The sequence below is a fragment of the Brevibacillus brevis genome (assembly GCF_001039275.2).
GTDB lineage: Bacteria > Bacillota > Bacilli > Brevibacillales > Brevibacillaceae > Brevibacillus > Brevibacillus brevis_C.
In genome coordinates this window covers 1327682-1354330 of sequence record NZ_CP030117.1, presented here as the reverse complement: position 1 = coordinate 1354330, position 26649 = coordinate 1327682, and the positions used below count along the sequence as shown (strand labels likewise).

General features: G+C 48.5%; 23 protein-coding genes and 1 other annotated feature. Of the genes, 7 read left to right on the top strand and 16 right to left on the bottom strand.

Annotated elements, in window-relative coordinates; translation table 11 throughout:
* Positions 1-8 precede the first annotated feature (8 nt).
* The 7 genes from AB432_RS07065 to AB432_RS07030 form a co-directional block, all read right to left on the bottom strand.
* Positions 9-1232 (bottom strand): Zn-dependent hydrolase, encoded by a 1224-nt coding sequence (locus tag AB432_RS07065; protein ID WP_048031650.1) that lies wholly within the window; start codon positions 1230-1232, stop codon positions 9-11.
* Positions 1233-1500: 268 nt separating this feature from the next.
* A complete protein-coding gene (locus AB432_RS07055; RefSeq protein ID WP_048031649.1) occupies positions 1501-1938 on the bottom strand; it encodes a hypothetical protein in 438 nt (145 codons plus the stop codon).
* A gap of 1 nt (position 1939) precedes the next feature.
* Positions 1940-2887 (bottom strand): aminoglycoside phosphotransferase family protein, encoded by a 948-nt coding sequence (locus AB432_RS07050; protein WP_113732263.1) that lies wholly within the window; start codon positions 2885-2887, stop codon positions 1940-1942.
* A gap of 134 nt (positions 2888-3021) precedes the next feature.
* A complete protein-coding gene (locus AB432_RS07045) occupies positions 3022-4608 on the bottom strand; it encodes a M4 family metallopeptidase (RefSeq protein ID WP_048031648.1) in 1587 nt (528 codons plus the stop codon).
* Between the two features lie 151 nt (positions 4609-4759).
* The gene (locus AB432_RS07040; protein WP_235617634.1) at positions 4760-6088 is read right to left on the bottom strand and encodes a helix-turn-helix domain-containing protein; all 1329 of its coding nucleotides are present in this window, start codon (positions 6086-6088) and stop codon (positions 4760-4762) included.
* Between the two features lie 43 nt (positions 6089-6131).
* Positions 6132-6668, bottom strand: coding sequence for an HXXEE domain-containing protein (locus tag AB432_RS07035; protein ID WP_048031647.1), 537 nt, complete (start codon positions 6666-6668; stop codon positions 6132-6134).
* A 15-nt stretch (positions 6669-6683) separates the two neighbouring features.
* Positions 6684-7298, bottom strand: a complete 615-nt coding sequence (locus AB432_RS07030) for a TetR/AcrR family transcriptional regulator (protein ID WP_201265918.1) — start codon at positions 7296-7298, stop codon at positions 6684-6686.
* Between the two features lie 107 nt (positions 7299-7405).
* Positions 7406-7683 (top strand) — a binding site (T-box leader).
* 78 nt (positions 7684-7761) lie between these two features.
* On the opposite strand from AB432_RS07030, the gene trpS reads away from it, so the two are divergent.
* Positions 7762-8748, top strand: a complete 987-nt coding sequence (gene trpS / locus AB432_RS07025; RefSeq protein ID WP_048031645.1) for a tryptophan--tRNA ligase — start codon at positions 7762-7764, stop codon at positions 8746-8748.
* Between the two features lie 61 nt (positions 8749-8809).
* Here the strand turns inward: trpS and AB432_RS07020 are convergent, their stop codons facing one another.
* The 4 genes from AB432_RS07020 to AB432_RS07005 form a co-directional block, all read right to left on the bottom strand.
* Complete coding sequence (locus tag AB432_RS07020) at positions 8810-14293, bottom strand: chitobiase/beta-hexosaminidase C-terminal domain-containing protein (protein WP_048031644.1); 5484 nt, start codon at positions 14291-14293, stop codon at positions 8810-8812.
* Positions 14294-14464: 171 nt separating this feature from the next.
* On the bottom strand, positions 14465-15145 hold the full coding sequence (locus tag AB432_RS07015) for a queuosine precursor transporter (RefSeq protein WP_048031643.1): 681 nt from the start codon (positions 15143-15145) through the stop codon (positions 14465-14467).
* A 69-nt stretch (positions 15146-15214) separates the two neighbouring features.
* Complete coding sequence (locus tag AB432_RS07010; protein WP_235617633.1) at positions 15215-15850, bottom strand: Crp/Fnr family transcriptional regulator; 636 nt, start codon at positions 15848-15850, stop codon at positions 15215-15217.
* 141 nt (positions 15851-15991) lie between these two features.
* Positions 15992-16519, bottom strand: a complete 528-nt coding sequence (locus tag AB432_RS07005) for an HPP family protein (RefSeq protein ID WP_048031642.1) — start codon at positions 16517-16519, stop codon at positions 15992-15994.
* A gap of 138 nt (positions 16520-16657) precedes the next feature.
* Between AB432_RS07005 and AB432_RS07000 the strand changes: the two genes are divergently transcribed.
* Together AB432_RS07000 and AB432_RS06995 are read left to right on the top strand one after the other, a co-directional pair.
* The gene (locus tag AB432_RS07000) at positions 16658-17614 is read left to right on the top strand and encodes a GntR family transcriptional regulator (protein WP_048031641.1); all 957 of its coding nucleotides are present in this window, start codon (positions 16658-16660) and stop codon (positions 17612-17614) included.
* A gap of 161 nt (positions 17615-17775) precedes the next feature.
* Entirely contained in the window at positions 17776-18846 is a 1071-nt protein-coding gene (locus AB432_RS06995; protein WP_048031640.1) for a hypothetical protein, read from the top strand.
* Between the two features lie 39 nt (positions 18847-18885).
* Here the strand turns inward: AB432_RS06995 and AB432_RS06990 are convergent, their stop codons facing one another.
* Together AB432_RS06990 and AB432_RS06985 are read right to left on the bottom strand one after the other, a co-directional pair.
* Positions 18886-19287, bottom strand: coding sequence for a VOC family protein (locus AB432_RS06990; protein WP_048031639.1), 402 nt, complete (start codon positions 19285-19287; stop codon positions 18886-18888).
* 110 nt (positions 19288-19397) lie between these two features.
* Positions 19398-20678, bottom strand: a complete 1281-nt coding sequence (locus AB432_RS06985) for an NCS2 family permease (protein WP_217366623.1) — start codon at positions 20676-20678, stop codon at positions 19398-19400.
* 167 nt (positions 20679-20845) lie between these two features.
* On the opposite strand from AB432_RS06985, the gene AB432_RS06980 reads away from it, so the two are divergent.
* Both AB432_RS06980 and AB432_RS06975 read left to right on the top strand, forming a co-directional pair.
* Entirely contained in the window at positions 20846-21718 is an 873-nt protein-coding gene (locus AB432_RS06980; protein WP_048031637.1) for a LysR family transcriptional regulator, read from the top strand.
* Between the two features lie 94 nt (positions 21719-21812).
* The gene (locus AB432_RS06975; protein WP_048031636.1) at positions 21813-23336 is read left to right on the top strand and encodes a glycine betaine uptake BCCT transporter; all 1524 of its coding nucleotides are present in this window, start codon (positions 21813-21815) and stop codon (positions 23334-23336) included.
* A gap of 33 nt (positions 23337-23369) precedes the next feature.
* Here the strand turns inward: AB432_RS06975 and AB432_RS06970 are convergent, their stop codons facing one another.
* From AB432_RS06970 to AB432_RS06960, 3 genes are all read right to left on the bottom strand, one after another.
* Positions 23370-23822 carry a 2-thiouracil desulfurase family protein gene (locus tag AB432_RS06970; protein ID WP_048031635.1) on the bottom strand — a complete coding sequence of 151 codons (453 nt, stop codon included), beginning with the start codon at positions 23820-23822 and terminating at the stop codon, positions 23370-23372.
* A gap of 24 nt (positions 23823-23846) precedes the next feature.
* Positions 23847-24785, bottom strand: a complete 939-nt coding sequence (coaA, locus tag AB432_RS06965; protein WP_235617632.1) for a type I pantothenate kinase — start codon at positions 24783-24785, stop codon at positions 23847-23849.
* 191 nt (positions 24786-24976) lie between these two features.
* Positions 24977-25429 carry a Dps family protein gene (locus AB432_RS06960; RefSeq protein WP_048031633.1) on the bottom strand — a complete coding sequence of 151 codons (453 nt, stop codon included), beginning with the start codon at positions 25427-25429 and terminating at the stop codon, positions 24977-24979.
* Positions 25430-25668: 239 nt separating this feature from the next.
* On the opposite strand from AB432_RS06960, the gene AB432_RS06955 reads away from it, so the two are divergent.
* Complete coding sequence (locus AB432_RS06955; protein ID WP_048031632.1) at positions 25669-26094, top strand: DUF1259 domain-containing protein; 426 nt, start codon at positions 25669-25671, stop codon at positions 26092-26094.
* A gap of 52 nt (positions 26095-26146) precedes the next feature.
* Entirely contained in the window at positions 26147-26578 is a 432-nt protein-coding gene (locus tag AB432_RS06950; protein ID WP_048031631.1) for a DUF1259 domain-containing protein, read from the top strand.
* Positions 26579-26649: the final 71 nt, after the last annotated feature.

Genomic DNA, 26649 nt, shown 5'->3' with positions numbered 1-26649 from the left:
TCTTATGCCTATTTTGCTAAGGATAAAACGGTGCGGTACAGTACTTGCGCTCCGTTCGCACAATCCTCTTTTGTCGTGAATTCTGCCGGGTTGTGACTAATGCCATCCTTGGATCGAGCGAAAATCATGCCAACCGGGCACAGCTCAACTAGCTGCATGCAATCATGCCCTGCCCCACTCGGCAGTCTAAATGCTTCCAAGCCTTCTGCCTCACACGCTTCGGCTACTGCATTCTGGATATCATCCGAGCATACAGCAGGAGCTATGCGTTGCAGCAGCTCTACTTTCAACCTCACATTGCGCTGGGCACAAATCGCTTTTGCCCGTTCGTAAATGCGCTGTTCCACTTCATCGCGGATCGCTTCGTCCACGTCACGCAAATCAAGAGAAAACTCGACTCGTCCAGGGATGACGTTCACTCCGCCTGGGAATGCTTGCAGCCTTCCAACCGTCCCTACACTGGTTCCTGTCCGTCCGGCTTCTTCCTCAATGGCGAGCATCACCTGAGCGGCTGCTGCCATCGGATCACGGCGCAAATTCATCGGCGTTGCCCCGGCATGACCGGCTTCTCCCTCTAGCACGAAATTTAACCAGAGTGGGCCCGCCACGCCTGTCACGATCCCAACAGATAGCCCGCGGCTCTCCAGTACCTTGCCTTGCTCGATATGTAGCTCCACATATGCCTTCACACTTCCAGGAGTTCTCGCGGCGAGACTGGTGCGGTCCGGATCAAGCCCCGTTTGCCGCATTGCTTCGGCAATCGAGACCCCATTCTTGTCTGCTTGTTCCAGCTCATCCCGCTTGATCAGACCCGCGATACCACGACTCCCGATCATCCCGTAACCAAAACGCGTTCCTTCTTCATCCGTGAACGCGATCACTTCGATCGAATGCTCTGTTTCGATCCCAAGTTCCTGCATCGTCTGTAAAACTTCTACGCCAGCCAGTACGCCAAGTGGGCCGTCATAATCGCCGCCATTTGGTACAGAGTCGATATGCGAGCCAACCAAAACGACAGGAGCGGCCGGATTTTTCCCTTCTTTTCGCCCAATCAAGTTCCCAACCTCATCTTCGCGAACGGAGAGACCCGCTTCCTTCATAAAGCCTGTGACGAGATCTTTTGCCGCACGTTCCTCAGGCGTAAAAGACAACCGCGTGATGCCGCCCGCTTCTTGCTTCCCAATGTTGCCAAGCTGTCCCAATCGATCCCACAATCGATCCGAATTGATCATGACGCGCCACTCCTCCTTCTATGCAGAGCCAATATCGGTTGATTAACGGTTATGTCCTTAATTGTATAATAGTCTGTCTATTTTGAAAAGGCGGCAACCACGGACCCCGAAATAAAGTCCAAGACTGCCGCCGCCATTCATTCCACATGGCAAATCCATCCCCCAAAAAGTCCCGTAGAATGAAACCTGCCTATATTCGTAAAGCCAGCTTCTCTCAAGAGCTGTTCGATTTTAGGTTCAGATTTACTCGTCTACTTCGCTGATTTCCTTATGAAGATCCTTCTACGTTATCATTGATTTCCTCCAATGCTTCCTCCGCAGTTTCCCTAATAGAATCGTTCGGAGATTGTAAGTACGGCTCAATTACTTTTATAAATTTTCGGTTTTTTGAACACCCGAGGATAGTTAATGCATAGTCAAGGATAGCGTCGTCTAGTGTTGGCAGAACATCTGCTAATGGATCCCATTCTACATTTCTTGCGACTCCTTGAAATGTTACTGCATTCATGAGTAGATAAAACAAACTTTCCTTTATATCAAAGTTTTCTTCTGCAATCGCAAGTTCTAGGGCATACTTTGTAAATGTTATAACGTCATTCCGATTAGGATTTCCATACTCGAGCAAATCACCAATATCACCCAATCTGAGATGTAGATCTTCCCTTCTATTTAGGAATAACCCTTTCAGGTAAGCAACCTCGATCATGTTAACCTCCTATCAACTTACTCAATTCCCCTTTCAAATGCCCGATCGTCTCTACTCGATCCTTCTCCTCTTGCTCATCAAACAAAAGCTGCTCTAACAGTTCACATATATCTTCCAGCCTACGCCGGATTTGATAGAATTCCAGCGCTCGTCGATTGACCACATAATTTGTATGTGTCTTCCGATAGGTAGCCATAAACTCCTCCAAAAAAGGCTGATCTACCAAGAACATCAGATCGGCTTCTACCGGTGCCAGCTTCAACCCTTCCCAATCTATGAGAATGAGCTCTTGACCAGATTGCATCAGGTTCCAGTTGTGAATGTCTGTATGGCAAAGCTTCATTATAACCTCACTGCCTCGCAATTCCTCGGCAATCATCTCCAAATCATTCATGCGGGTAGCCAGTATATTGGCAAAAGGTTTGACGATTTCATTCACATCATCAGGCAGACGATGGATATCGTCATTCAGCATTTCTCTAAACTGCTCGGCAAATGGAATGAGGAAGTCTTCCTTGATTGCAGACGTACTAACCGGTATTTCTTCCCCGTACAAATGCAACTCCGCTATGATTTCTGCTAGCTGGCGAACTTGCATCGAGTTTAACGGTTGGCTCCCAATGGTTTTTCCCTCAATATATGCAAACAGTTGGTAGATGCCCATGTCGTCTTCATGTTTATACGCTGCGTTTCTAGTCAGTAGTGGAACTGGAAGTTTGCCTTGTAGTCTGGTCTCGCGTGATAGCCACTGGATAATGGGAACATACTTGTCAATCAACGCTGTCCACTTGGGCGTAGATGCTCTGCTTTTTTCATAGACCTTCAAGAAATAGGAATGCTGGTCGCTGTTGACTTTATAAGCAAGCGCCGACCATCCTCCTTGCTGAGGAATAACATCAACAGCCTCTATATCATACTGGTGTCTCAAAATGGTCTTGAAATGATCCATGGGGTACTCCTTTCTAACTTCATATACACACGCGGTTAACCATCAACATACAAAAAATTGCCTTGCCCCACAATAGGAGCAAGACAATTTTTAATAGTATGACAAATATTTCGTGACACGAAATATCTTAGTGATTATTGCACACCAATTGCATCATACGCATCTCTTACAGATTCTACTTGTTGGGAATTAGCACCGAAAAGAACTGTTGCGGATTGAATAGCTGCTTGTCGCATCGCGGAGAAATTAGAGTTTGGATTGAGGTAGTTAGTTAGAGCGTAGTAGTAGATTTTTGCTGTGTCATTGCGACCAATGCCTGTAACCGTTACACCGTGGTGTGAGCCACCCTCTGCGAGGAGGTATGCCGCTTTGTTGTTGATACCGCTGTTCGTGTGTACGCCTCCGTTGTCATTTGGACCTGTATATCGATCGCTGTAGTGGTCAGGATCACCAGCAATGGTTGGATCTTCGAGAGAGCGCAGAGCATCTCCTGGAGTTCCTGGCGTGTATACATCTTCACCCATGAGCCAATCGTCGTCGTCAATCATTGCCCCGAAGATATCAGAGATGGATTCATTTAGCGCACCGGACTCATTTTGATAGATCAGATTGGCTGTTTTTTCTGTAACAGCATGTGTTAATTCATGTGCGACGACATCCAAGCCAGCAGACAGTGGACGGAATACGCTTCCATCTCCATCACCGTATACCATTTGTACGCCGTTCCAGAATGCGTTGTTATAGTTGCTACCGTAATGGACAGTGGAGATCAATTTCGCACCGTTGTTGTCATAGCTGTTGCGGTTATGTGCGTTTTTGTAGTAATCGTAGGTTTTCTGTGCATAGGCATGCGCGTCAACAAGTGCGCCATCTGTCCATTTGTTATCTGTATCAGAGCCAAGAGTGCCTGGGAGGGTATATCTGTTCCGTGCCGTGTACGTCTCAATTCCCTTACCGCGCGTCGTATCTTTCGCCGTGTAGTTTGTATTGCTTACTTTCGTTACTTCGAAGGACTTAGAGTCACCAAGTACCCCCGTACCAGTTCCTGTAATCTCATGGAGCATATTGTATTTGTTGATCACGTCACCAGAATTAGCATCGATGAAATACTTCCAACGGCCTGGCAGCGGATCGAGGAAATTCAGCTCCACTTCGTAAGCCAAGTACGATTCATCTTCGTGGATGTATACGTAGAGGTTCCCTTTTGGCTTCACCTCGAACTTCTCCACTTTTTCGTCAATCTCATCCTCCAAATCCTTGATGGCCTCTTTGACCGCCTTATCTGCCTTGAGTTTTGGTTTTTTCGTCAGCTTATCATTGTCTGACAGGTCAGGCGCGTAGTTTCCGAGGAATGCTGTTACATTTCCATCCTCATTTACGTGAATCGTCTGCTGATAACCATAGACCGGGATGCCCTCGTACATTTCTTGTACGCGGTAGTGAGTCATGTCTGTCTCTTTGTCTGTCACTTCATCTAGCACTTTAAAGTGATCTTTCACATCTCCATCAATGCGGAAGGAATCTTGATGTTGCTCCAGGAATCCCCAAACTTTGTCTTCGCCATCCAGGTCTTCTGCCTCGAACTCTTCTCCGATAAATTCGGGGGTATCCCACTCAGCGCTATAGACGATGCTTTCGGATTCTGCCTGCGCAGCAAGCGGCAGGAATGTAGAAGTACCCAATGCGAAGCTGAGTGTTACTGCAAAAACCGATTTCTTCATACTCGTTAACTCCTCCTTGGAAAATATTGTTTTTTATGTAAGTTCATAGTTGTTTACATCTCTTATTATTTGTCATAAATGTGAATTTGAGAACAATTTTTTAACGACAAAAAAATCATTTCCCGAAAGAAATGATTAATTGGTAAATTTATTACAATTGCGATTGCCATACGATCCGATACACCTTTCGCGGTCTGCCGCGCGGGTGCGGGTTTTCTTCTCTGATCACTTGTGCTAGTCCCTTTGACTCCAGTTCAATCAGGATTCGTCTGGCGCTTCGTGGCAGAATTTGCAGATATGAGGCTAATTCTGTCGCATGAATTTCCTGAGAGCCTCGCTTTTTGAGTATGGAGTAAAGCTTGGCGAGCGTCATGACACTCAGAGAGGTTAGCTGGCTGAGCTCTTGCAGCTTTTCTGAGTCGTACCGATAGGTGATCTGTTCATCACGACCAAGCGGCCCTACGACGCTTTTGTCATCAAAGAAGACCATCCAATTACCTGTCCCGCGCTCTTTGGCGTGCAGCAAAGCCGCGCCACCGTGGATTTCTGCTTCATAAGCGGTCTTGCCGATCCCGATTCCGCACGTCACCAGATCAGCGCGAATGCCAAACAGCTCTTCCAAATTCGGCATGGTCACATAGTCACGGGTCACTTCTTGCAGGTTGCCCCGCGTTGTAAAAATGACGTAGCGTCCGGGACCCGCTGTCTTCAGTGAGCCTTGCAAATGCTTCGCGTAGCGCAACAGCTTTTCCATCGTCTTGATCTCGGCATTTTGCCATTCATCTGTGGAAAAGTTGCCACCGGCAAGCTCGCGAAATGGATCGATCTCCATCATCTGCACGGCAATTTGGGTATCTTTGAAGTGAAGCATTTCGTGCGTTCGCAAAAGCATGTGAATGACCGAAATCACGCCTGCACGTGTAGGCACGACCCGATGTACAGGGACACCTCTCCGTGCCAGTTCTACATCTGCTGTCCGCAAGCAGGTGACAGCCATCTTTGTCTTGCCTGCCCTCCAAAGCTGTTCGTGGTAATCGGCCAGTTCATCGGCTGAAATTGCTCCCTCGTAATGCTTGAGCCATTTGTATCCACCAGCGATACCCGCCTCGTCCATAAAATGCTCCAGTTCTTCTGGTGAAAATGTATCAAAGCTCACTTCATCCACCCGGATTCCCAATTGATGAGACAGGTGAAGCAAGGTTCTGTACAAGCTCGCACCGAGATGAGGCACATAAGCCATCGGCACTTGGACCTTGCCTGACTCGCTCACCATGGCATAAGGGACCTGTCCGGAGAAAAGCCACATGTCCACCTCATCCACATGCGGCAAGATCAGATCGAGGATTTCTTCTTCTTTCCAATAGACAATCGGCAAGTATTCAATTTCGGGAAACTCTCGCATGACTGATTCGATGATGGCAAGTGAATCATCCGCGCCTATTACGCCTAGTCGCAGCTTCAACAAAATTCCCTCTTTCACACCAATCTCTTCCTACTAGGATAACATACTCCCTCTCTTTTTCTCATCGAGGGATCATATTACCTGCTGCCTCCCCAATCCGGTGTGTCACGTACAAAACAGGTACGATCAGCAAGCTGTACGGCAACGTGCTCCATAGCATCGACCACGTCACAATCCCAGCCTCAAGCAATCGATCATACGTATACAAACTATACGGCAAAACCAATGCTACAGCCGTCACTACACCTGGTGTGTACATGCGAAGGACAACGGTATGCCCAACATGCATGAACACATGGAGAAACATCACGTGTAGACAAACCAGAAAAAACGGGAGGTACGTTCCAGCCGAAAGTGTCGTGACAGTCAGAATGACCGCTGCCGATAACACTGCGAAAATACAAGAAACTGCGACGGCAAATTGCGCCGTGTTCATCGAAAGTGACGGCTCTATGAGCTTTATAAGCCGTTCTGGCACGGTCTGTCTAATGATGTCTTTTTTAGCTCGCACCCACCCTTCTACCATCACGATCTCCTCGAAATCATGAAACATGAAAACGACTAAAAACAGCCAAATCAGATGGGACAACTCCAGCATACACGCACCCTCCTCCTATTCGTTTGCCTGCAAAATTCCATATGCCAAAAAAGATACTGCATCGTCCGCAAGCTGCTCCGCCGTTTTCTCCCCCGTCAGCAAATACCGCGTCGTCATACGATCTACGACTGCGATCATTGCCTCTGCCGCCACCTCCACAGACAACTCGATACGGACATGCCCGGCATTCTGATTTTGTCGCAAGTTGACAGCAACAATCGAAGCCAGCTTACGATGCAGCTCTTCGCCCTCTTCTGCCTGATACAGCACGATCCGGGTCAAGTCAGGCTGTTCCTGAAAAAATCGGAACAAAGCGAGCAGATTCTCCCGTACCTGATGGAAGGCATCTGCCTTCGTCAAAGCCGTTACCTTTTGACCGCTGTCCGCCAATTCCCACAACTTGGTGACGAATGTGTCCGTCAACTGCTGGTACAGACCTTCCTTGCTGTCGAAGTACTGATAAAACGACGCCTGTGTCAGGCCTGCTGCTTTCACGATGTCACTCACCCGCGTACGATGAAAGCCTTTTGCCGCGAACTCAGAAGCTGCCGCCGCAAGCAACCGACTGCGACTCAGCTCCCCTTTTGACAATTTGTCATTGGTCATTTTTTCACCCCAAAAGTAACTCATCAGTTATATAACTATTGAGTTACTTTTACAACTTTTGGTTTTTCTTGTCAAGACCCACTTGCTTTTTCTTTCGACAGTGGGTAAAATGTTTGCTCAAAGGGTATCATTTGATGGCAATGAGGAAGAAGAGTAGTCATTTTGCGAGACTTCAGAGAGCTGATGGTTGGTGCGAATCAGTGTTAAGGAAATGATGAATGGGCTTCCGAGCTCCAAACCGAACCCGCTCTCATGGCGGCAGTAGGCTTTGGCGTTACGTCCGTACGTTACAATGGACACCGTATCAAGCTGTCTTACACAGAAACGGTACGGATCAAAGAGATTTTGCGTATGGATGATTCCTTGCGTGAAATAACAAGGGTGGCACCACGGTTCATTCGTCCCTGTCCAGGGCGGATGGACCTTTTTGTATTTTAAAGCGGACATTCAAGATTCATATTTCACGATTGAAAGGAGCAGCTTTCTCATGAAAACCATCTTTTCCGGCATTCAACCGAGCGGCATTATGACACTCGGCAACTACTTGGGCGCAATGAAGCACTTCGTTCCGCTTCAAGATCAGTTCAACTGCTTTTACTGCATCGTAGACCAGCATGCGATCACCGTTCCACAGGAGCCTGCTGTCCTGCGCGAGAACATCCGTCGTCTCGCGGCTCTCTATTTGTCCGTTGGCCTCGATCCGAATAAAATGACGCTGTTCGTCCAATCGGAAGTACCGGCCCATGCCAAGCTCGGCTGGATCATGCTGTGTACCTCTTACTTGGGTGAATTGGAGCGCATGACTCAATTCAAGGACAAATCCGATGGTCGCGGCGAATCCATTCCAGGCGGTCTGCTGGCTTATCCTCCATTGATGGCTGCTGATATTTTGCTGTATGGCACTGATTTCGTCCCTGTAGGTGAGGACCAGAAGCAGCATCTGGAGCTGACTCGTGATTTAGCCGCTCGTTTTAACAACCGTTATGGCGATATTTTCACCATTCCAGAAGTTCGCCTGCCGGAGACTGGCGCACGCATCATGTCTCTTGCTGAAGGCACCAAGAAAATGAGCAAATCCGATCCAAACCAAGGCGCCTTCATCTCCATGCTGGATGATGCAGACACCATCACGAAAAAAATCAAGCGCGCGCAAACGGATTCCGACAGCGTTGTGCGATATGACAAAGCAGAAAAGCCTGCTGTCTCTAACCTCATGACCATCTACTCCCTCTGCTCCGGAAAAACACTGGATGAGATCGAAGCGATGTATGAGGGTAAGGGCTACGGCGCATTCAAAACCGAGCTGGCTGAAGTTGTGGTAGAAACACTCCGTCCGATTCAAGAACGCTTCGAGCAGCTATTCCACTCCTCTGAGCTGGATGATATCCTGACTGCCGGGGCAGACAAAGCGAATAAGGTCGCGAACGAGATGCTGTACAAGGTTGAAAAAGCGATGGGGATGGCACGTATCTAATCCATTTCCACAACAAAAACGGGCTGGGAAGCTATCTCCCACCCCGTTTTTTTACTCGTTGCTACTTAACTGTAACGGTTACCTTGGCCGTTTTGCCAGCATAGCTGATCGTGATGGTTACTCTCGTCTTTGGTTTGGCATCCTCCAAAACGAGAATCCGGCCTGTTTCATCTACCTCTACCTGATCGGGCTTGCTCGATGTGAACTCGATTCCTTCTGCATCCGTAACGTCTTCTTCTGCATCGTTTCCGAGAATAGCTGTAACCTCGAGCTGTGCTTCCTCACCCTGTGCTAGTTTGAGAGACTTCGGTTTGATCTCGATCCTTTTCAGGGCAGTCTCACCGACAACATAAGAGGAAGCCGTCGCCACTGTAAAGATTCCTACATCGTCTTCTTTTACCACTTTGATCGGTTTTCCCTTAAGTCCCATAGCTGGTCTCCACATATTGCTTCGGAACACGTAGGCTTGAAGCTTTTCGCTTGCGTCTTCTGCGACTGGTAGCCCGAGTGTAAAGCCTGTTTTTCCGAGGCTTGTCAGCTTTTTACCCTTGCTCCACGCTTGCAATTGATAAGCTTCGCCCGGGTTTGGCACGCCCTTCCAGCCGGTTCCATCTGCTTCTGTCAGGGAGAGAGCAAACTCTCGTGCACGCTCAGCAGAAAAGTATGCGCCCGGCACTTCTACCCATGCTTCACTGTCCAAGGTGACTCGGATTCCTACCTCTTTTTCCTTCAATTGCTCAACCAGCTTCTGCTCCAAGGTTACCGTCGGTTCGTTTAATTCTTCCTTGCGAGAACGCGTATCGATCGAATCGTCATCGCTTTCTCCCACCTGAACGAACAGTACCGGAGCAAAGCCGATCTTGTCTTTCACGGACTCGATTGCTTTCATGAATTCCCCAAGTACGTCTAGAAGCTCATCTACTTGTTCGTCATCTGCCTTGATCTCATCCCCATCTTCAATGACGACAGTGCCAAGCTTTTTCAAAAGCTCTTCCGCCAGCGTACGGACATGCTTGGCTACCTCTTTGGAAATATCCTTTTCATCGAGCGGCTCCAGCGCTGTTTTCGCCAAGCTCGTCAAGGAGGCAAGTGCCAGCCGGGCAATCTCTTCATCCTCAATGCCATCTTCTGTGAGCGGGTCAAATGCTTTGTCCAAAAAGCTCTTCGTCACATCTTGGAGTGTCTCTTCACTAATGATTCCTAACTCGGCCTGCTCGGCCACTGCCTCGAGTACAGTCGTGATCGTATCGGTGACTGTCTCCCATTTCTCAGTCGGCGTCCATTGCTCAGCATCCAGAAGTTTTTCCAGATGACTGAGAACTTGATCCACCTGTCCCAAAATGCTGTTCTCCTCGTTACTTGCGGAGATGACCTGAGCGGCTTGCTTGTTCAACTCTCGCTGTGAGTCCGGTGTCGGTGTTCTGTCCGGCGGTGTAACTGGCGGTGGTGAGTCCGGCTTGGCTGGAACCTTTACTGTCAATGCTTTAGTAACTGCTGTCGATTGATCGGATAATCGTGTGACCTCCAAAATCAGTTCTACATTCGTCTGGCGATTTGGCGGCGTAATTTTACCGTCTAGCGCAATAATCGCTGGATCACTAGACGACTTGATCGCAATGGTAAAGCCTGTAGGTACTTCTGGCAGCTTCAAGCGCTTCTCACCCGCTGCTGGCTGTGTAAGCTGCGTGATGCTTTCTGCCACTTCTTGTGCTGATTTTTCCGGCGTGCCTCGATCCTTCAAGTCCAACTGTACAAGGACAGGATTATGATCACTCACACGTCCCTCGCTCTCCGTCAAACCAGCGTTGATGTGAACGATATCAACCTTCGTGTCATCCTCCAAATGGTTGCTGACCAAAATTTGATCCAAGACTTGGGAGTTCCCTTGGTACACGTACGTATACTGCTTACCCTTCGGCAGTTTCTCCACCATATTGGTCAAAACGCCATCTGCCAATTCCTGCACCGGATTCGAAAACGGGAAATCGTTGAGATCGCCCAGCACCACAACATTTGCTTTCTCTTCCGCCGCATGGATTTCTTTTACAAAGTTATTTAACACACGGGCAATTTTCATGCGCTGTACTTCACTCACCAGCAGTGGCGGCTGATCTTTTCCAAACAGTGCTTGATCGCCACCCTTGGAATTGAAATGGTTGGCGATGACAATGACAGGCTCGCCTTGGAAAATGAATTCCGCTGCCAGCGGCTTACGGCTCGAAGCAAACGCCTCGTTGGTCGGATCTACCCGCCCTGGATTGACGGAAAGATGCGCCACGCCATCTCTTGTCTCGATTTGTACTGCATCTGTCGCGCCTCCTGGCGTTCCATCTGCCAGTTGTACCCGTTCTAGGTTGTAGAAGAACCCAACACGGATATTCCCTCCTGGCTGTCCACCATCCTGATTGTTCTGTGGCGCGATATCGGTGTATCGGTAAGTCGGGCCATTTTTGTTTTCAATCGCTTTGATCAATGCGTCCGCAGACTGTGTAGCATCTGTTTGCCCATTGTCCGTCGGCCCATTGTCGTCCTGCATTTCCACCACACCGATAATATCCGGCCCCTTCATGTTATCCACAATCGTCTCGGCGATGCGATTGATTTTGGCAGAATCAGTTTTAGCCGAGAAATTCTCGATGTTGTACGTAGCGATTGTCAGCTTGTCCTCTTTTGGAGAAATACTCGTCACTGGCGGCTCATAATGGCTTGCCTGTACCGTAAATTCGCGTGTATGGAACAGCTTGTAGTTCGCGAAGCTGTAGTCAATGATGCCTACCAGTGGTCCATCAAATTTGTCGCCGACTTTTACCTCTCCAGTAATCTTTTCGAGTTTGTCTGATACCGTGATGCGCTCTGGGTGAAAATCATTGGCTTCCAGTACCACACCGCCAGCTGGCGTACGTGGCTGACTCGGATGGGCCCGATCATCGATAACGACAAATTCCGTTGCACGTGGATTCGTAAACGTCTTGGTTTCGCCAACGACGACTGGATTGTCGATCTGTACCAGCATGCCTTCGAGACTTTCCCAGAAGTCGATGCCGTCTTGATTCGGATCGAATTTGCCAAGGCTGTCGTTGTCGATGATCCCTTTTGGATATTCATAGTTATCTTTGCCCAGGATGAGTGGTTCTGGGAGTGATTGGCCTGGCTTGACAACGGCGTATGAGGTCGCATCAATTTGCGTCTGGGTAAGGTCTGTACCCGCTCTGTTCGATGGCACGTATTCCTTGACGGTTCCGCTGACGGTTACTTCATCGCCAGGGTTGACCACTGCTTTTGGCTCGTAAACGTAAATGCCTTCGGAGGTAAATGGGTCTGCGTCCGGTTGCGGGTCTTGCATATAAAAGCCTTGCACATTGCTGCCGCTTCTGACGATAGCCGTTACGATTCCCGGAACATTATTCACCGTTCCATCCGCCATCGCTGATCGGTGGGACGTTCCTTGGATATCATGAATCCGAACGTTTTCTTTTTGAATCACGTAGCGGAAGGTCGCTACATTACTGTCTGTGTAGCCATCCTTGACGGCTATGGCTGAAAGGATGGTATCCGCGTCAATCTGGATCGGTCCCGTATACTTGATGCTTCCTCTGCTTGGCGTTGAACTATCTATCGTATAGAAGATCGTAGCGTCAGCCATCACCGTTGAGAGCGTTACATTTGTTCCTTTTGTCACCATAGGACCTGCCGGACTCGCTGTGACCATGGGGACTTTATTCTCGTCCTCTACGAGATCAGCGACAGTGCGCGGCACCAGCTTGTATACATTGCGGTCGTAGTTCACCACGCCTGTAATAGCTGCATAGCTCTTGTTCACTGGAAGCGGAAGAGAAGCATCCGGTCGAGACACAAACGCACCGTGCTGATCCTCCAGCGTGTAGTTGCCGCTTGATACCGATTTGATTGTAACTACCTTTACCGTCACCAGCTTACCTTCCAAAGCCTCTCCTGTAGCAGCCGCAAAATCAGTGGAAGTCACAACTTGCGGGTTAGGCACACCTGCTTGCTTTTGCACGATTTCCACGTTATTGGTGAGCGCCTCAAGTTGAGCCAGTCCATAATAATCATTCATTTTTCCGGTTGCTCGGATCTTGTCTCCCACTTCAATTTTGCCAGTCAACCCTGGCGCACGAAGTACGAGTCCTGCCGTCTCATCCTGGAAATACACGTTGTTTTGTCCGCCCGCTTCAAACATCGCCGTCACTGTTCCGACGACAATCACGTTCGTTCCTACCGGGGTGCTTCTTGCTTCAGCAATCGTCGTCGAACCTACGGCTGACTTGGTGACGCTAACTTCTGAGCTCTCAAACGACTTGCCATATTCCCCAACTGTTTGCTGCGTTACGAGAATATGATCCAACTGATCGATGTTTGGAATCGTAAAAGAAAATGACCCGTTTGCCTGTGCCGTTCCTGTTTCTTTGTTACTAAGCATCAGCGGTTGTTTTTGCGGATCGTAAGCGCGCAGTATCGCATTCCCTGCTGCCGCTCCTGCTTCTCCTCGCAGCTCGCCCACACCGTTCAATGCTTGCAGGCTGACTTTTTCCTGGATCAAAGCTGGGCTGGCTACCGCTGGCCTCAGCTCAATACTTGCGCTCTCCTTCTTGCTCCCTTCCGTTGCCGTGAGATAGACTCCCTGCGCATTTGGATCGGGATTGGCAAAAGTCAGCTCGATTAGTCCGGAAGCATCCGAATCTTGCTGTGCTAAAGGAGTGTCGCTACCTGTTCCTGTAGGCTGACTCACATAAACCTTAATCGTCCGCCCTTGACCGGCATAGCCGCGAATTGTTGCTTGGATAGGATCAGTATGATCAAAAATAAGTTCTGTAGCATTCAGCTTTTCGGTCACGTCTGTTGGTAGCGGCGGTTCTACCGGGCTTTGCGTGTTTTTCGGGGTAGGTGTCCCTGTAATAAAATCGTTACTGTTGTTATTGGTATCCCAGCCATTTCCTCCGTTCGGCACCATGCCGCTGGCGTCGCTAATGCGTTGGGCGCTGGTCGTATTCGAGGGAGCTGGTGCTGGTGAGTTGCCCTCAGATGAATTCGCAGTACCAAAACCGACCATATCCACGACATTTGCCTGGGAGGTGACATCCGTCCCTGTTAACGGGACACCATCCTTGACCAGCGCAACCTTCCCATTCGACCCTGACAAGTTCAGTGTCCCGCTATCGTCAGGAGTAGGCAGTTCACCCCCTGTTGCACCCGATGATGCTAGCCGTACCAAATAAAAGCCGTAAGGGGCAATGCTTCCTGTCAGGTCTGTCTTGGCCCAATTCGTTCCCGTAGCAGAAGCATACTGCACGGACCAGCCTCCAACCGAAACAGCCGTGTCTGTCGGGTTATACAGTTCAATGAAGTCATTCTTGTACAGAGCACCGGAGTTCCCACCACCCCCATACACCTCACTGATTACCACATGATCAGCCCGCGCGGCCTTTGCCTGTGGCATCCACCCGGTCGGCAAAACAGTTCCCATCATGACCGCGGCTATTAACGCCAGCTTCGGCCATCGGGAAGTATTCCCTCTTTTTTTCAACATTCTTGCATCATTCCTCCTCACATCATTCGGAAGTAACTACTATAAGATGGTAAACGTATAACCTGAACCTTATGTAAATTTGATGTAAAGTTTGTATAATCCTTCTAAACTTGTAAAAACAAAAACCGCCAAGCTCCATCGTTCTTGGCGGTTTTTCTCTGTTTTTGTCAATTAGCTTTCGTCTACTTTCATACTGCGTGCAATATAAAGAACCGGCGTCGAAGCTGCCGATACGATAAACTTGATCAGGTAGGTAGTCAACAGGATTTGCCACCATACGTCCATCGGGAATTCTCCCAAAAAGGCAATCGTACAAAAGGTAACGGAGTCGAGCAGTTGACTGAAGAGCGTGCTTCCATTATTCCGAATCCAGAGCTGATTTGGGCCTGGGCATTTTTTCTTCAACCACGAATAGATTTTCACGTCGACAAATTGGCTGACAAAATACGCACACAAGCTACCCAATGCCACTCTTGGCATCAAGCCAAAAATCGTCTCTAAGGAACCTTGGGCGATATCTGTTTCCTGTGGTTCAAACACCAATACGAGCTGCATGATGATCGTTGCCGCAATTAAGGTAAAGAAGCCGAACCACACGGCTTTTTTCGCTTCTCTTTCCCCATACTTCTCATTCAATAGATCGCTTACCAAATAAATAGAAGCATAGATCGTATTGCCGAGCGTCATGACCAAACCGAACATCTCGATTGTTTTGACCACCTGAATGTTGGCCAGTACGGTAGCCATCCCGATCCACGCGTACAGTCCCATTCTGCCGAATAATCGGTAGCAGAGCAGGAACAACCCGAAGTTCACCAGAGCAAAAAGAACTCCGATCCAAAAATTAAACATATGATTTCCTCCTAGTTTTGATAACGCGGGAGTTTACGAACCGCGGCCCGTTTTGAGCATTCAATCATTTTACTTGCATTCTTTTATTTTATCAACCATTCTCGATGCATGCACAGCAATCGACATGCGGGACACCAACACCATTCCCTCATCGACCAAACTGGCTAAAGCTAATGAAACGGTTTCTCTGGTCGCCCCCACCATATTGGCAATTTCCTGATGGGAGAGAGATACCGTCAATTTCCAAAATGGCTCTTCTACTTTTCCAAATCGCTGACACAACTGAACCAACAGATGGAGTACGCGATCCCTAACCGATTCCAAAGCGAGCTTTTCCATCCGCTCCTCTTGTTCGCCCAATCGTTTGGACAACTGGAACATCATTTCTTTCAAGTCTGGTGGACATGCTTGCAGCATTTCTACCATCCGAGTCGCACTCCAATGAGTAAGGGTCGTTTTTTGCATCGCTTCAATGTAGACAGCGCGTGACCCTAGCACCATTTCCTCAATCTCGCCAAATACAGCTCCAGGTCCCAGCAATCCCACAGTAAAGGATTTTCCATCCTCGTTCAGCCGAGAGAACCGCAGGAGTCCCTTTTGAATGAAGAAAATGCCCATTCGCGTGTCAGCCGGTGTCTGAAACACCGTTTTCTTGGCAAGAACGATTTGCTCCCCCATTCCCTCATGCTTGATCGGCTCACTCATGATACATCCCTCGTTATTTTAAATACCTAGTTACCTATACTTTTATGTATTTAAATTCATTTGTCAATTACCCTACCCTCTTCCTTCCACATGAAAAAATGACCACCTACTAAAAGGCGGCCATTCTTTACCGTGATACTGCTATACCCAAAACACAGGATACGCACGTTTCTTATGCATGTTATTGACGAACAGAGCAATCAGCACCACCACTACTGCCCCTATGAGTACCGGAGACAATAAAAACTCCCACCCCTTGCCATCCATGACAATGACGATCGGATTGGCACCCGCAGGAGGATGCGTCGTTTTCGTCACATGCATGGCGACAATCGCAAGACCGACACTAACTGCTACGACCCACAGCTGCGATCCGCCTATTTGATAGAGCAGCACGCCAACCAAGCTGGTGAAAAAATGCCCCCCGATAATATTGCGAGGCTGAGATAACGGCGAATCCCAGGCCACAAAAGCAAGCACACAACTGGCCCCAAAGGAAGCCATCAACCAGACAGCGGTAGTTAATTCCGTCAGCATGCCCAGTACCCCTATCGTCACTAATCCGCCAAGGCCCCCAATCAAAGCAACCGAGCCAGATATTTTCAAGGGCGTTCTGCTTCTCCCCTTCATTTTACCTACAAATTCTTTTATCCTCCATCCACCACTCATCACAGCCACCTCCTACTCACATCGTAGCAAGTGGCCCTTTCTTGTTCTGTAAGGTATCTTACAAAAACACAAATAATAGCTAGTTACCTAGATATTTAGTAAAATGAATACAAACACCAAACTGTGAGGCGAATATCCATGACTCAATCACTTGTGCGGCTAAATGCGGACTTTCCAATCCCGATCCATGTGCAAATCAAAGAACAATTGAAGCTTCTCATTGGCCTAGGCCACCTTCAACCGGGGGAAATGCTTCCACCTGCTGCCCAATTAGCCGATCAGTTGCAAGTCAACCGCAACACCATTAATGCTGTATACACACAGCTACGGGATGAAGGGCTCGTCCATATGCAAAAGGGTCGCGGTACTTCTATCGCAGACCAACCTGCGATTACTGCCTTTCGCATGCGTCAGCAATCGCTTTTTGATCACGCCAAAACAATCATGACCGAGGCACAGCAGCTCCCGTTTTCGCTGGATGAGCTTATGCTTGCTTCGATTGCTTACGGACATTTGTTTCTTTCCCGCTCCAAAAAAGAAGCTCGATGGCTCTTGGTGGAATGTCACGAGCATGATCATCCTTTTTATCGTAGGAAAATAGAAGAGATCATCGGTCAGCCCATTCAGGTTGCCTATCTTGAAAACCATTCAGATGTCCTCCCTGCCTTACAAGATGCCGACCAAATTGTCACCACCGTCAACCATGCAGAGGAAGTAAAAGAATTAGCTGCTCGTTATCATAAATCAGTTCTCATTATTGGAGCAAATGCCCAGACGAGCACGCTTCTGGAGATCGCTCGCTTGGAGGCAGGCCGTACAGTTGGGTTTGTTTGTCTCGGAAAAAAGGGCGGGGAATGGATGGCGGGCCGTGTACAAGAGGCAGGTATCGAACAGATTCAACATATGACCGCGGGATTCGCTGATGAACGCTCCTTGCAGCAGATTATTCACGATTCTGACCTGCTCTATGCCTCCGCTGCGGTATATGATCAGCTCCTCGCGTTAGCTCCGGACAAAACACGTCTCTACCCGATGCTGTTGGAGCAAAGCAGCGAGGCACTACTAAAAGAAGCGAGCAACCTCCTCGCACACTAACATTTACCTGTTACCGATTTGTAGGTTTTATGTCGACAGTCTGTAACCAACGCATCCACCCTATCGTACATAATGAACGTGTAGCAAGGACAAGCACAAAATACAGCACACTACACATTTCATCATGATCAGTCAACAAGACTGGGGAGGAGATTCATCACATGAAACACATGAAACACTTGAACAAACTCGTAACAGGAACAGTACTTACTTCCGTACTTTTCACTGGTGGGTATGCCATTACAGCAGATGCAAGCAACACAACTGCTACAACAAAAGGCTTGCAAGAGATTACGAAAAAAACAGCAGACGTAACGGGTGACAAGGCCGCAGACACAGTCGTTCTGTACGGGAAAAAAGAGAAAAACAGCCCATACGTTAAGGATCTCACTATCAAAGTAACAGATGGCAAAACGAAGAAATCTTTTAACATCGACGTGAAGGACGACGGCTACGAGCCGAAGCTCTCCGTTCAAGATTTCACTTACGATAAAAAAGGCGAGATCATGGTTACTGCAAGCACTGGCGGAAGCGGTGGCTACACAACCAATCACATCTACACCATCAAGGATGGAAAAGCGAAAGAGCTCAGCCTGCCAGGTCTGGATAAAAACAAAGCAGGTGTAGTCGGAGCGGACTTCGTGGAACTGAAGCCAATCGATCTAAACAAAAATGGTCTCTACGTACTGGAAGGCACAGAGCGTCTGACTGGTGATTACAATGCAGATGTTCGCGGCTACCTCAAATCCAAATGGAAGTGGAACCAAACCAAATGGGAATTGATGAGTGCCAACTTCGAACCAGCCGTAAAACCACTCGAAGTCTATCATGATACGTTCAAAAGCCAAGACTCTGCCTTTGCTTTTAAAGGTCCAAAATCTTGGAACGGCAACATCCTTGTTGAGGAAAAAACCGGACCAAATGCAGACGAATACTTGCCAGAAGCTAAGAGTGTAACCCGCTTCATCTTCAATGCTGACAAAGCGGAAGATCGTACACCTGTTGTGGTTATCACTGCGTTTGATCTGAATGACTGGAAAAAACTGAACAACCCGGACGAGCCGCCAGTCGGCACTGAAATTGCACGTAACCAAGCAACCAACACGGTATATGTAGCAAGCTTGCCTCAAGACTCGGTATTTGATCCAGCAAGCAAAGAAGGAAAGAAATTCATCCCTCTGATGATGTCTCTTGACCAAGTAAAACAAGCGTTTACGCTGGTAAATCGATAATTCTTAAGCATCTCTCCACAAATAATCCCTTTGCCACTCTCATTGGCAAAGGGACTTTTTTGCAAGTCTTTTTTGCTTCTCCTCTTTTTCAACCGCATCCAGGTACTCGAACAACCCCAGACGATTCCCCCATGGATCGGCAAACGTCCCCCACTTGACCGGGACCTCTTCCCGTTGAAAAATCTCAAACCGCTCGATTTGCAGCTCGTGGATCAGTCTTTCTCTTTCCATCTCGATATCGACCACAGCAAAACGCACGGGACCGCTTCCTTCCGCTGGTGTCCCCTCTGCCAACTGCAACCAACACCCAGGCAAGACTTCCCATTCAGCAAAACCTTCATGCGGAACAAAATCCGGCTCTCTCTGTAGGAAGCTCTGGTACCAGGCTTGTCCTTTGGCGAAATTTGAAGTACGCAATTGAAACGTCATCTCATGGATCATGGAAAATCCTCCTGTCCTTCGACTTTCCATCCATTATTTCACAATCCTTGCGCCACTTTCTAGAGAACAGAACAAAAAACCCCCGACCCAAGTCGAGGGAAGACTACTCGTTATGCGAAAATCGGCAGCATCAGATTCAGCAAGAACAATCCCGCGATGACGTACATCAGCGCAGGCACTTCGCGACGTTTGCCCAATGCCAGCTTCATGAGCGGATACGCCACGAATCCAAACGCAATCCCATCTACAATGCTGTAGGACAGCGGGATAATCGCGATGATCAAAAAGGCCGGGAAGCCTTCCGAGAAGTCCTTCAGATTGATATTCTGTACGTTTTGCAGCATCAGTGCGCCAATGATGATAAGCACCGGAGCAATGGCTCCATCCGGAATCATTTTGATGACAGGCAGCAAACCGAGTGAGAGCAGGAACAAGGTGCCTGTTACAAGTGCGGTCAGTCCCGTCCGTCCTCCTGCTGCAATTCCTGCCGCGGTCTCCACCGTTGAAACTGTCGGACTGGTTCCCAAAATGCCAGAGATGGCAGCCGACAACGCGTTCGCTTGCAGCGAGCGGCCGAACTTCTGCGGCTGTCCAAGCATCGAGGTATGTCCATGAATCAAGCCAATATTTTCAAAGACGATGACCATCGCCAATGAGAAGGTCGCGATCCAAAATGGCAGCGCCCAAATGGCAGAAAAGGAAAGACCCGCAAAAACGCTTCCGTAATCCGCGAACGAAAACGTTCCTCCCCCTCCTGGCTCGACAATCCCGAACAAAAAGCCAAGTCCTGTACCAATCGCAATTCCGATCAAGAAGTTGCCCGGCACATTGCGAACAAACAAAATCAACGTAACAATCAAAGTAATCAGCGTGACGATCACATGCGGGCTGGACAAGTCACCCAGCGCGACAAATGTAGACGGATTCATGACGATCAACCCGCCCTTTTGCAGACCGATGAAGGTCAAGAACAACCCAATCCCTACGGTAATCGCTTCTTTTAGCGAAGCGGGAATCGCATTGGACAATATCGTCGCGGCCTTGGTAAAGGCAATCACAGTAAAGATTAGACCCGAAACAAAAACAGCAGCCAACGCTTCCTGCCAAGTGAGGCCCATCGATTGGCATAATGTGAACGTAAACAGGGCGTTGATCCCCATTCCGGGAACCAGAATAATCGGAGCATTTGCCCAAAAAGCCATAAGAAGTGACCCGATAAATGCCGTCAATACAGTCGCCAGAATGCCTGCTTCCATCGGTATTCCAGCATCATTTAAAATCGAAGCGTTTACGGCAACAATGTAGACAATGGTGACAAAGCCAATAAATCCGGCGATGAGTTCCCTTTGAAACGTCGTGTCGTAAGCGCGCAAGTGAAATAGCTTTTCCATCCACGTACGCACGGATTTCCCTTCTTTCTTTTATGTCTTTTCCATGAAGTGAAGATTCACAGGAAACATGCTATCATAGCTTCATCAATATGAAAAATATCCATATAATCTAATTTTCATATCGTTTTCATATGGAACTATTCTCGTAAGGAAAGAAGGCATTGTGTGTGGATATTCGGCAACTGCGTTACTTTATCGCCATAGCAGAGGAAGGTCAAATAACGGGGGCGGCTAAAAGGCTGAACATGGCTCAGCCGCCGTTGAGTCAGCAACTGAAGCAAATGGAGGAGGAGCTCGGGATCATGCTCATTGAGCGCTCCGGAAAACAAATGGTCCTGACGGAAGCAGGCGTCACTCTCTATAAACAGGCACTCAATATCGTTCATCAAATGGAGGAAGCTCTCTCCGAGGTCAAAGAAACAGGCGAAGGCATTCGTGGGACGCTGTCCATCGGTGTCAGTGCACTGTCGGCCTATCGCCTGCCAGAACAAATTCGTGTGTTTCAGCAAAAGTATCCGCTCATTACGTATAAAATCTGGAAAGGCGATACGCAGCTCCTCAATCAGTGGCTGGAGCGCAGAACCATAGAAGTCGCTATCGTACGCCTTCCCCACTCGTTGAACAACTGCACCATGATTCCGTTGGAGGAAGAGGATTTTGTGCTCATCGTTCCTGCCACCTCCCCCTATGCCGATCGCAAGGAAATCGAAATGCGCGAGATCGCGGAGCTTCCGCTCATCATGCCGAGCACGCCAGGATTGGGCATCTACGACTTGATTATCAAGGAATTCTCCCGTCTAGGTGTGGAACCGCACGTCATCTGCGAGTGCCCGGACATCTCTCTCATTGTCAGCATGGTCGCCTCCTCGGTCGGTTCTTCTATCGTCCCCATCTCGGCATGGGAGACTCATCAGAGCGAACAAATTCGCGGGATTCGACTCTCCGGGACTTCCATTTATTCTTCCGCTGCTGTCGTTTGGCAGTCTGGACGTCATCTGTCCAAAGCAGCGAATCGGTTTATCGAGACGTTTTCATCGTAACTCCATTTAAGGGCGGTCACATCCGGAATAATCTTGGAAATCCCGCGGGATGATAAACTATTACCATTTCTTGTAGATTCCCGGGAGGATAGAGATGACTTTCCTGATATCCTTGGTCATTGTATTTGTCATTGTGCTGTTCGGCGCGATTTCTCCTGAGCTTTTCGCCTCAGCGGCTTCCCAAGTACTAAAAGTGACCACGACGAATTTTGGCTGGTTTTATTTAATCGTAACTTTCGGTTTTCTGATCTTCTGCATCTTCCTTGCCTTTAGCAGATACGGACAAATCCCCTTGGGGAGCGACGATGACGAGCCGGAGTATTCACTGCCTACCTGGTTTGCTATGTTGTTTTCTGCTGGGATGGGGATTGGTCTTGTCTTTTGGGGAGTGGCGGAGCCCGTCTCTCATTACTTCTCTCCGCCAGCAGGCGTGACTGGACAAACGACCGAAGCCGCACAAACTGCTCTGCGGTATGCATTTTTTCACTGGGGTCTGCATCCTTGGGGGATCTACGCTCTCATCGCTCTCGCTCTCGCGTATTTTCAATTTCGCAAAGGAACAAAGGGCTTGATCTCCTCCACCTTTGGCCCGCTGCTCGGTGAACGCATACACGGACCGCTTGGAAAAGGGATTGATATTCTAGCTGTCATCGCCACGGCATTCGGTGTCGCAACCTCACTTGGTCTTGGAACTCTGCAAATAAACGGAGGCTTGTCTCACCTCTTTGGATTGCCGACCAACACCACCGTGCAAATCGTGATCATTTCCGTTATTACGGTCCTATTTTTGCTCTCGGCTACGACAGGACTGGATCGGGGAATCAAGTATTTGAGCAATACGAATCTGGTTTTGGCCTTGTTGCTCCTCTTGCTGACGCTCACATTGGGACCAACCTCGTTTATATTTGACGCCTTCACCAGTACACTGGGCAGTTATTTGAACAATCTCATCTCGATGAGCTTGCGGCTGACCCCGTTTACACAAGGCACATGGGTAGCTAACTGGACACTGTTTTACTGGTCGTGGTGGATTGCCTGGGCGCCGTTCGTCGGCATGTTTATCGCACGCGTCTCCAAAGGTCGCACGATCAAGGAATTCGTCATTTGCGTGATGCTCGTACCGAGTTTGTTGAGCTTTATTTGGTTTTCGGTGTTTGGCGGGACAGCGCTTCACCTCGAGATTTTTGATCAAGCGGCTATAGGGGCAGCAGTGCAACGTGACATCTCGACTGCATTGTTCCTCGCACTGGAGCAGTTGCCCATGGGGTACATTCTCGCTGTCGTTGCGATTCTGTTGATCATCACGTTTTTTATCACATCGGCGGATTCAGCTATTTTCGTGCTTGGCATGCTGTCTTCTGATGGCAATCTGGACCCGTCAAATCGGGTAAAAATCACGTGGGGCATCCTCCAATCCGCAATCGCAATCGTTCTCTTGTTAAGCGGCGGCTTAGAAGGCCTACAGACAGCCTCCATTGTGGCAGCGCTGCCTTTTACCGTCATCATGGTCCTGATGTGCTTCTCTCTTGTCAAGGCCCTGCAAGAAGAAGACCGGATCGCGAAAAAGAAACGGAAGGATCAACAGAAGAAGCTGGAGAGGTTGTTGAAGGAGTTGTAAAAAGAGGGACGCTATCCATCGCGTCCCCCCTTGTTATTCATTGGATACTATAGACTCAGATGTTACCTCAATCCCGTTTCTGCGAAACAGCGCCGCCGTCAGCCCGACACCCGGCACTTTTTTCCCGGAAAAGCTGCCATCGTAAACAAAGGAGCTTCCACAGGACGGGCTGTTTTCTTTTAAAATGGCAGATGTGGCTCCAACCGTTTTCGCCAGCTTCAGCGCTTGGTTCGCCCCCATCAAAAATTCTTCGGTGACGTCTTGGCCTGTGTTGTCTATGATGCGTGCTTTGCCATCCAAAACATCTTCTCCCGTCCCCCCGATGATTTCTGCTGGCGGTCGTGGTGTTGGCAAACCTCCCAGCTGTTCAGGACAGACGGGGATAGCCTTTCCTTCCCGGAGCAATTGCTCCAGCTCTTGGTCCAAGCATGACTTCTGATCGTAACGGCATTCACAGCCGATCAAACAGGCACTAATCACTTTCATGACAACCGTCCCCCACCTTTTTATCTACAGCTTGCGCAGCTTCACGCTTTGTATCATATGATCCTGCCCTTTGTCCAAAATCAATTGTGCGCGAACACGCGTCGGCAATATGTTTTGGCGCAGGTTAGCTCCGTTGATCTCCGTCCAGATACCCGTGGCTACCTCAGTCGCCTCCTCGTCAGACAGACTCGCATATCGCTTGAAATACGAGGATGGATCGGAGAACGCGGTCTGGCGCAGCAGCTTGAACCGCTCTACATACCATTGCAGGATGTGCTTCTCTTCCGCATGCACGTAGATCGTGAAGTCAAAGAAATCGGAAACAATCACCTCGGAAATACGAGCATCATTGTCGTCACCTCTAGGTGGTTGCAGCACATTCAAGCCTTCGACAATCAAAATGTCAGGCTGTCTGACGGTCTGCCATTCATCTGGTACGATGTCATACACAAGATGGGAATAAACTGGCGCTTTCACTTCAGGCAAGCCCGATTTTACATCGGATAAAAAATTGATAAAACGGCGCAAGTCATAGCTCTCGGGGAATCCCTTGCGCTTCATGATTCCTCTGTCTTCTAGAACCTTGTTCGGATACAGGAATCCATCTGTCGTTACCAAATCGACCTTCGGATGATTCGGCCAGCGGGACAACAGCGTCTGCAAAATGCGAGCCGTTGTGCTTTTGCCTACAGCCACACTACCTGCGATTCCGATAATGAATGGAACCTTGCCATCCTGGTTCCCTAAAAAAGTGTGAGTTGCCTGGTACAGCTCCTGCGTGCCTCCGACATATAAATTCAGCAGACGGGACAACGGGAGGTAAATGTCAGAGACTTCGGTCATGGACATTTTCTCGTTCAAGCCCTGCAAAAGGGAAAGCTCGTTATCAGATATGGTCAACGGCGTGGAAGCCCGCAGAGCACTCCACTGCTCGCGATTAAATGTAGCATAGGGTGATGCCATGGGAATGTACATCCTTTCCATCATGAAAGTGCTTTCTTTATTTCACACAAGGTTAGTTTACACCAGCATGTCTTTCTTGGGAACAAGGGCGTTGCCCCAAATCAGACCAGCTCTGCACTTTGCCTTCATGAGTACATAGGAAAAAAGCCGACACCCCATGGCATCAGCTTTGCTTGCAAAAGAATTTCTCGTTATTTTCCCAAGTGAGCTTGCAGCATCCACACATGCTTTTGCAAGCTGTCCATGATCCCCAAGAACATATCGCCAGTCGCTTCATCGTCCCCTGCTTCCGCGGCTGCAATCCCTTCTTTGAGCTCTTTGATCAGGAGTGTAAAATCGCTCACGACTGCCTCTACCATCTGATCCGCAGACTCTCCACCTGTCGCTTCCTTAATGGAAGCCTGCTCCATACAGGACTTCAACGTCGAAACAGGCTTACCTCCAACCGTTAACAACCGCTCTGCCAGCTCATCTACATTTTTGGCTGCCTCGTTGTATAGCTCCTCAAATTTTTCATGCAGGGTAAAAAAATTCGGGCCTTTGACAAACCAGTGATAATGATGCAGCTTCATATACAGCACAGACCAGTTGGCAACCTGTTTATTAAGTACGTCGGTCACGGGCCGACTCATTGTCATACTCATCCGGACGCTCCACCTCTCATGGTATAGATATAGCGTTTGTAGTATGTGGTGAATCGGGCGTTCCTATTCTTTTCACGTCAGTCCATCTTTTCTACGGGCCGGACGAAACAGAGCGCATCTAACGCTACTAAACTAGAGTGAAATCTGTGTCTTTTTCATGTGAAAAAACCACTATTTACTCATTTCCCTTTTTACTGTCATTCATAAGATATTTCTAGATTGACAAAAGGAGGATTACTATGGCGCATAAAGCGAAAACGAAGGTTAGCCCACAATTCAAAAGGCTCTGTGCCAGATTTGGAAGAATATTAGGGGGCGAGTCGGAAGTTGAAAATGGGCCGGTTTGTTTTGTCATGCGGCTTGCAAATCTTCGAGAAACAATCTTGGGAAGACGAACGCTTTCCCCTTTAGTTCGCGCTCAAATGTTTTCGTTTGAATCCCTTGATAAGTCGGGTCGTGCCCTTTGTTTGGGCGAGACTGCCGTTCACCAAAATCAGGTGAACCGTTTGATGTCGAATCTCCGCAAACGTGGGATTAAAGTGACGGCACTTCACAACCACTGGCTAAAAGAAAACCCGCGCTTAATGTATATGCATTGGGAAGCGATAGAGAATCCTATCGTATTCGCCAGGAAAACCAAAGAGTCCATCGCATTCCTGGGATAACATGGTGGAGCCATGAAGTTTTCATTTCATCATAATCGAAAGGATGACGGATATGGGCAAAGTAAAGGCAAAAGCAAAGGCAAGTCCCCAGTTTAGAAGACTGTGTAACCGATTTTCAGCCATTTTAGGTGGAACAGAGCATGAAATTACAAGAGGTCCCGTTTGTTTCGTCTCCAGAAATAGAGTATTCAATGCGTCCATATTAGGCAGAAAAACGACATCCCCATTGGTCCGCTATCAATTGTTCTCATTCGAATCCTTGAACAGTTCGGGACGTGCACTATGTTTAGGGGAAACGGCTCTCTTCCAAAACCAAGTAAACCGTTTGCTGTCAAACCTTCGTAAAAACGGGATAAAGGTAACAGCAGTCCATAATCACTGGCTCTTTGACAACCCGCGTCTTATGTATATTCATTGGGAGTCGATTGATAATCCCATTGCATTCGCCAGGAAAGTGAAGCGTTCTATTGCTTTTTTGGGCTAATCATTGGTATTGATAACAGAAAACGGCGGCAGTATGACGTGGTAATATCGTCCTAGGCTGCCGCTCAGCTT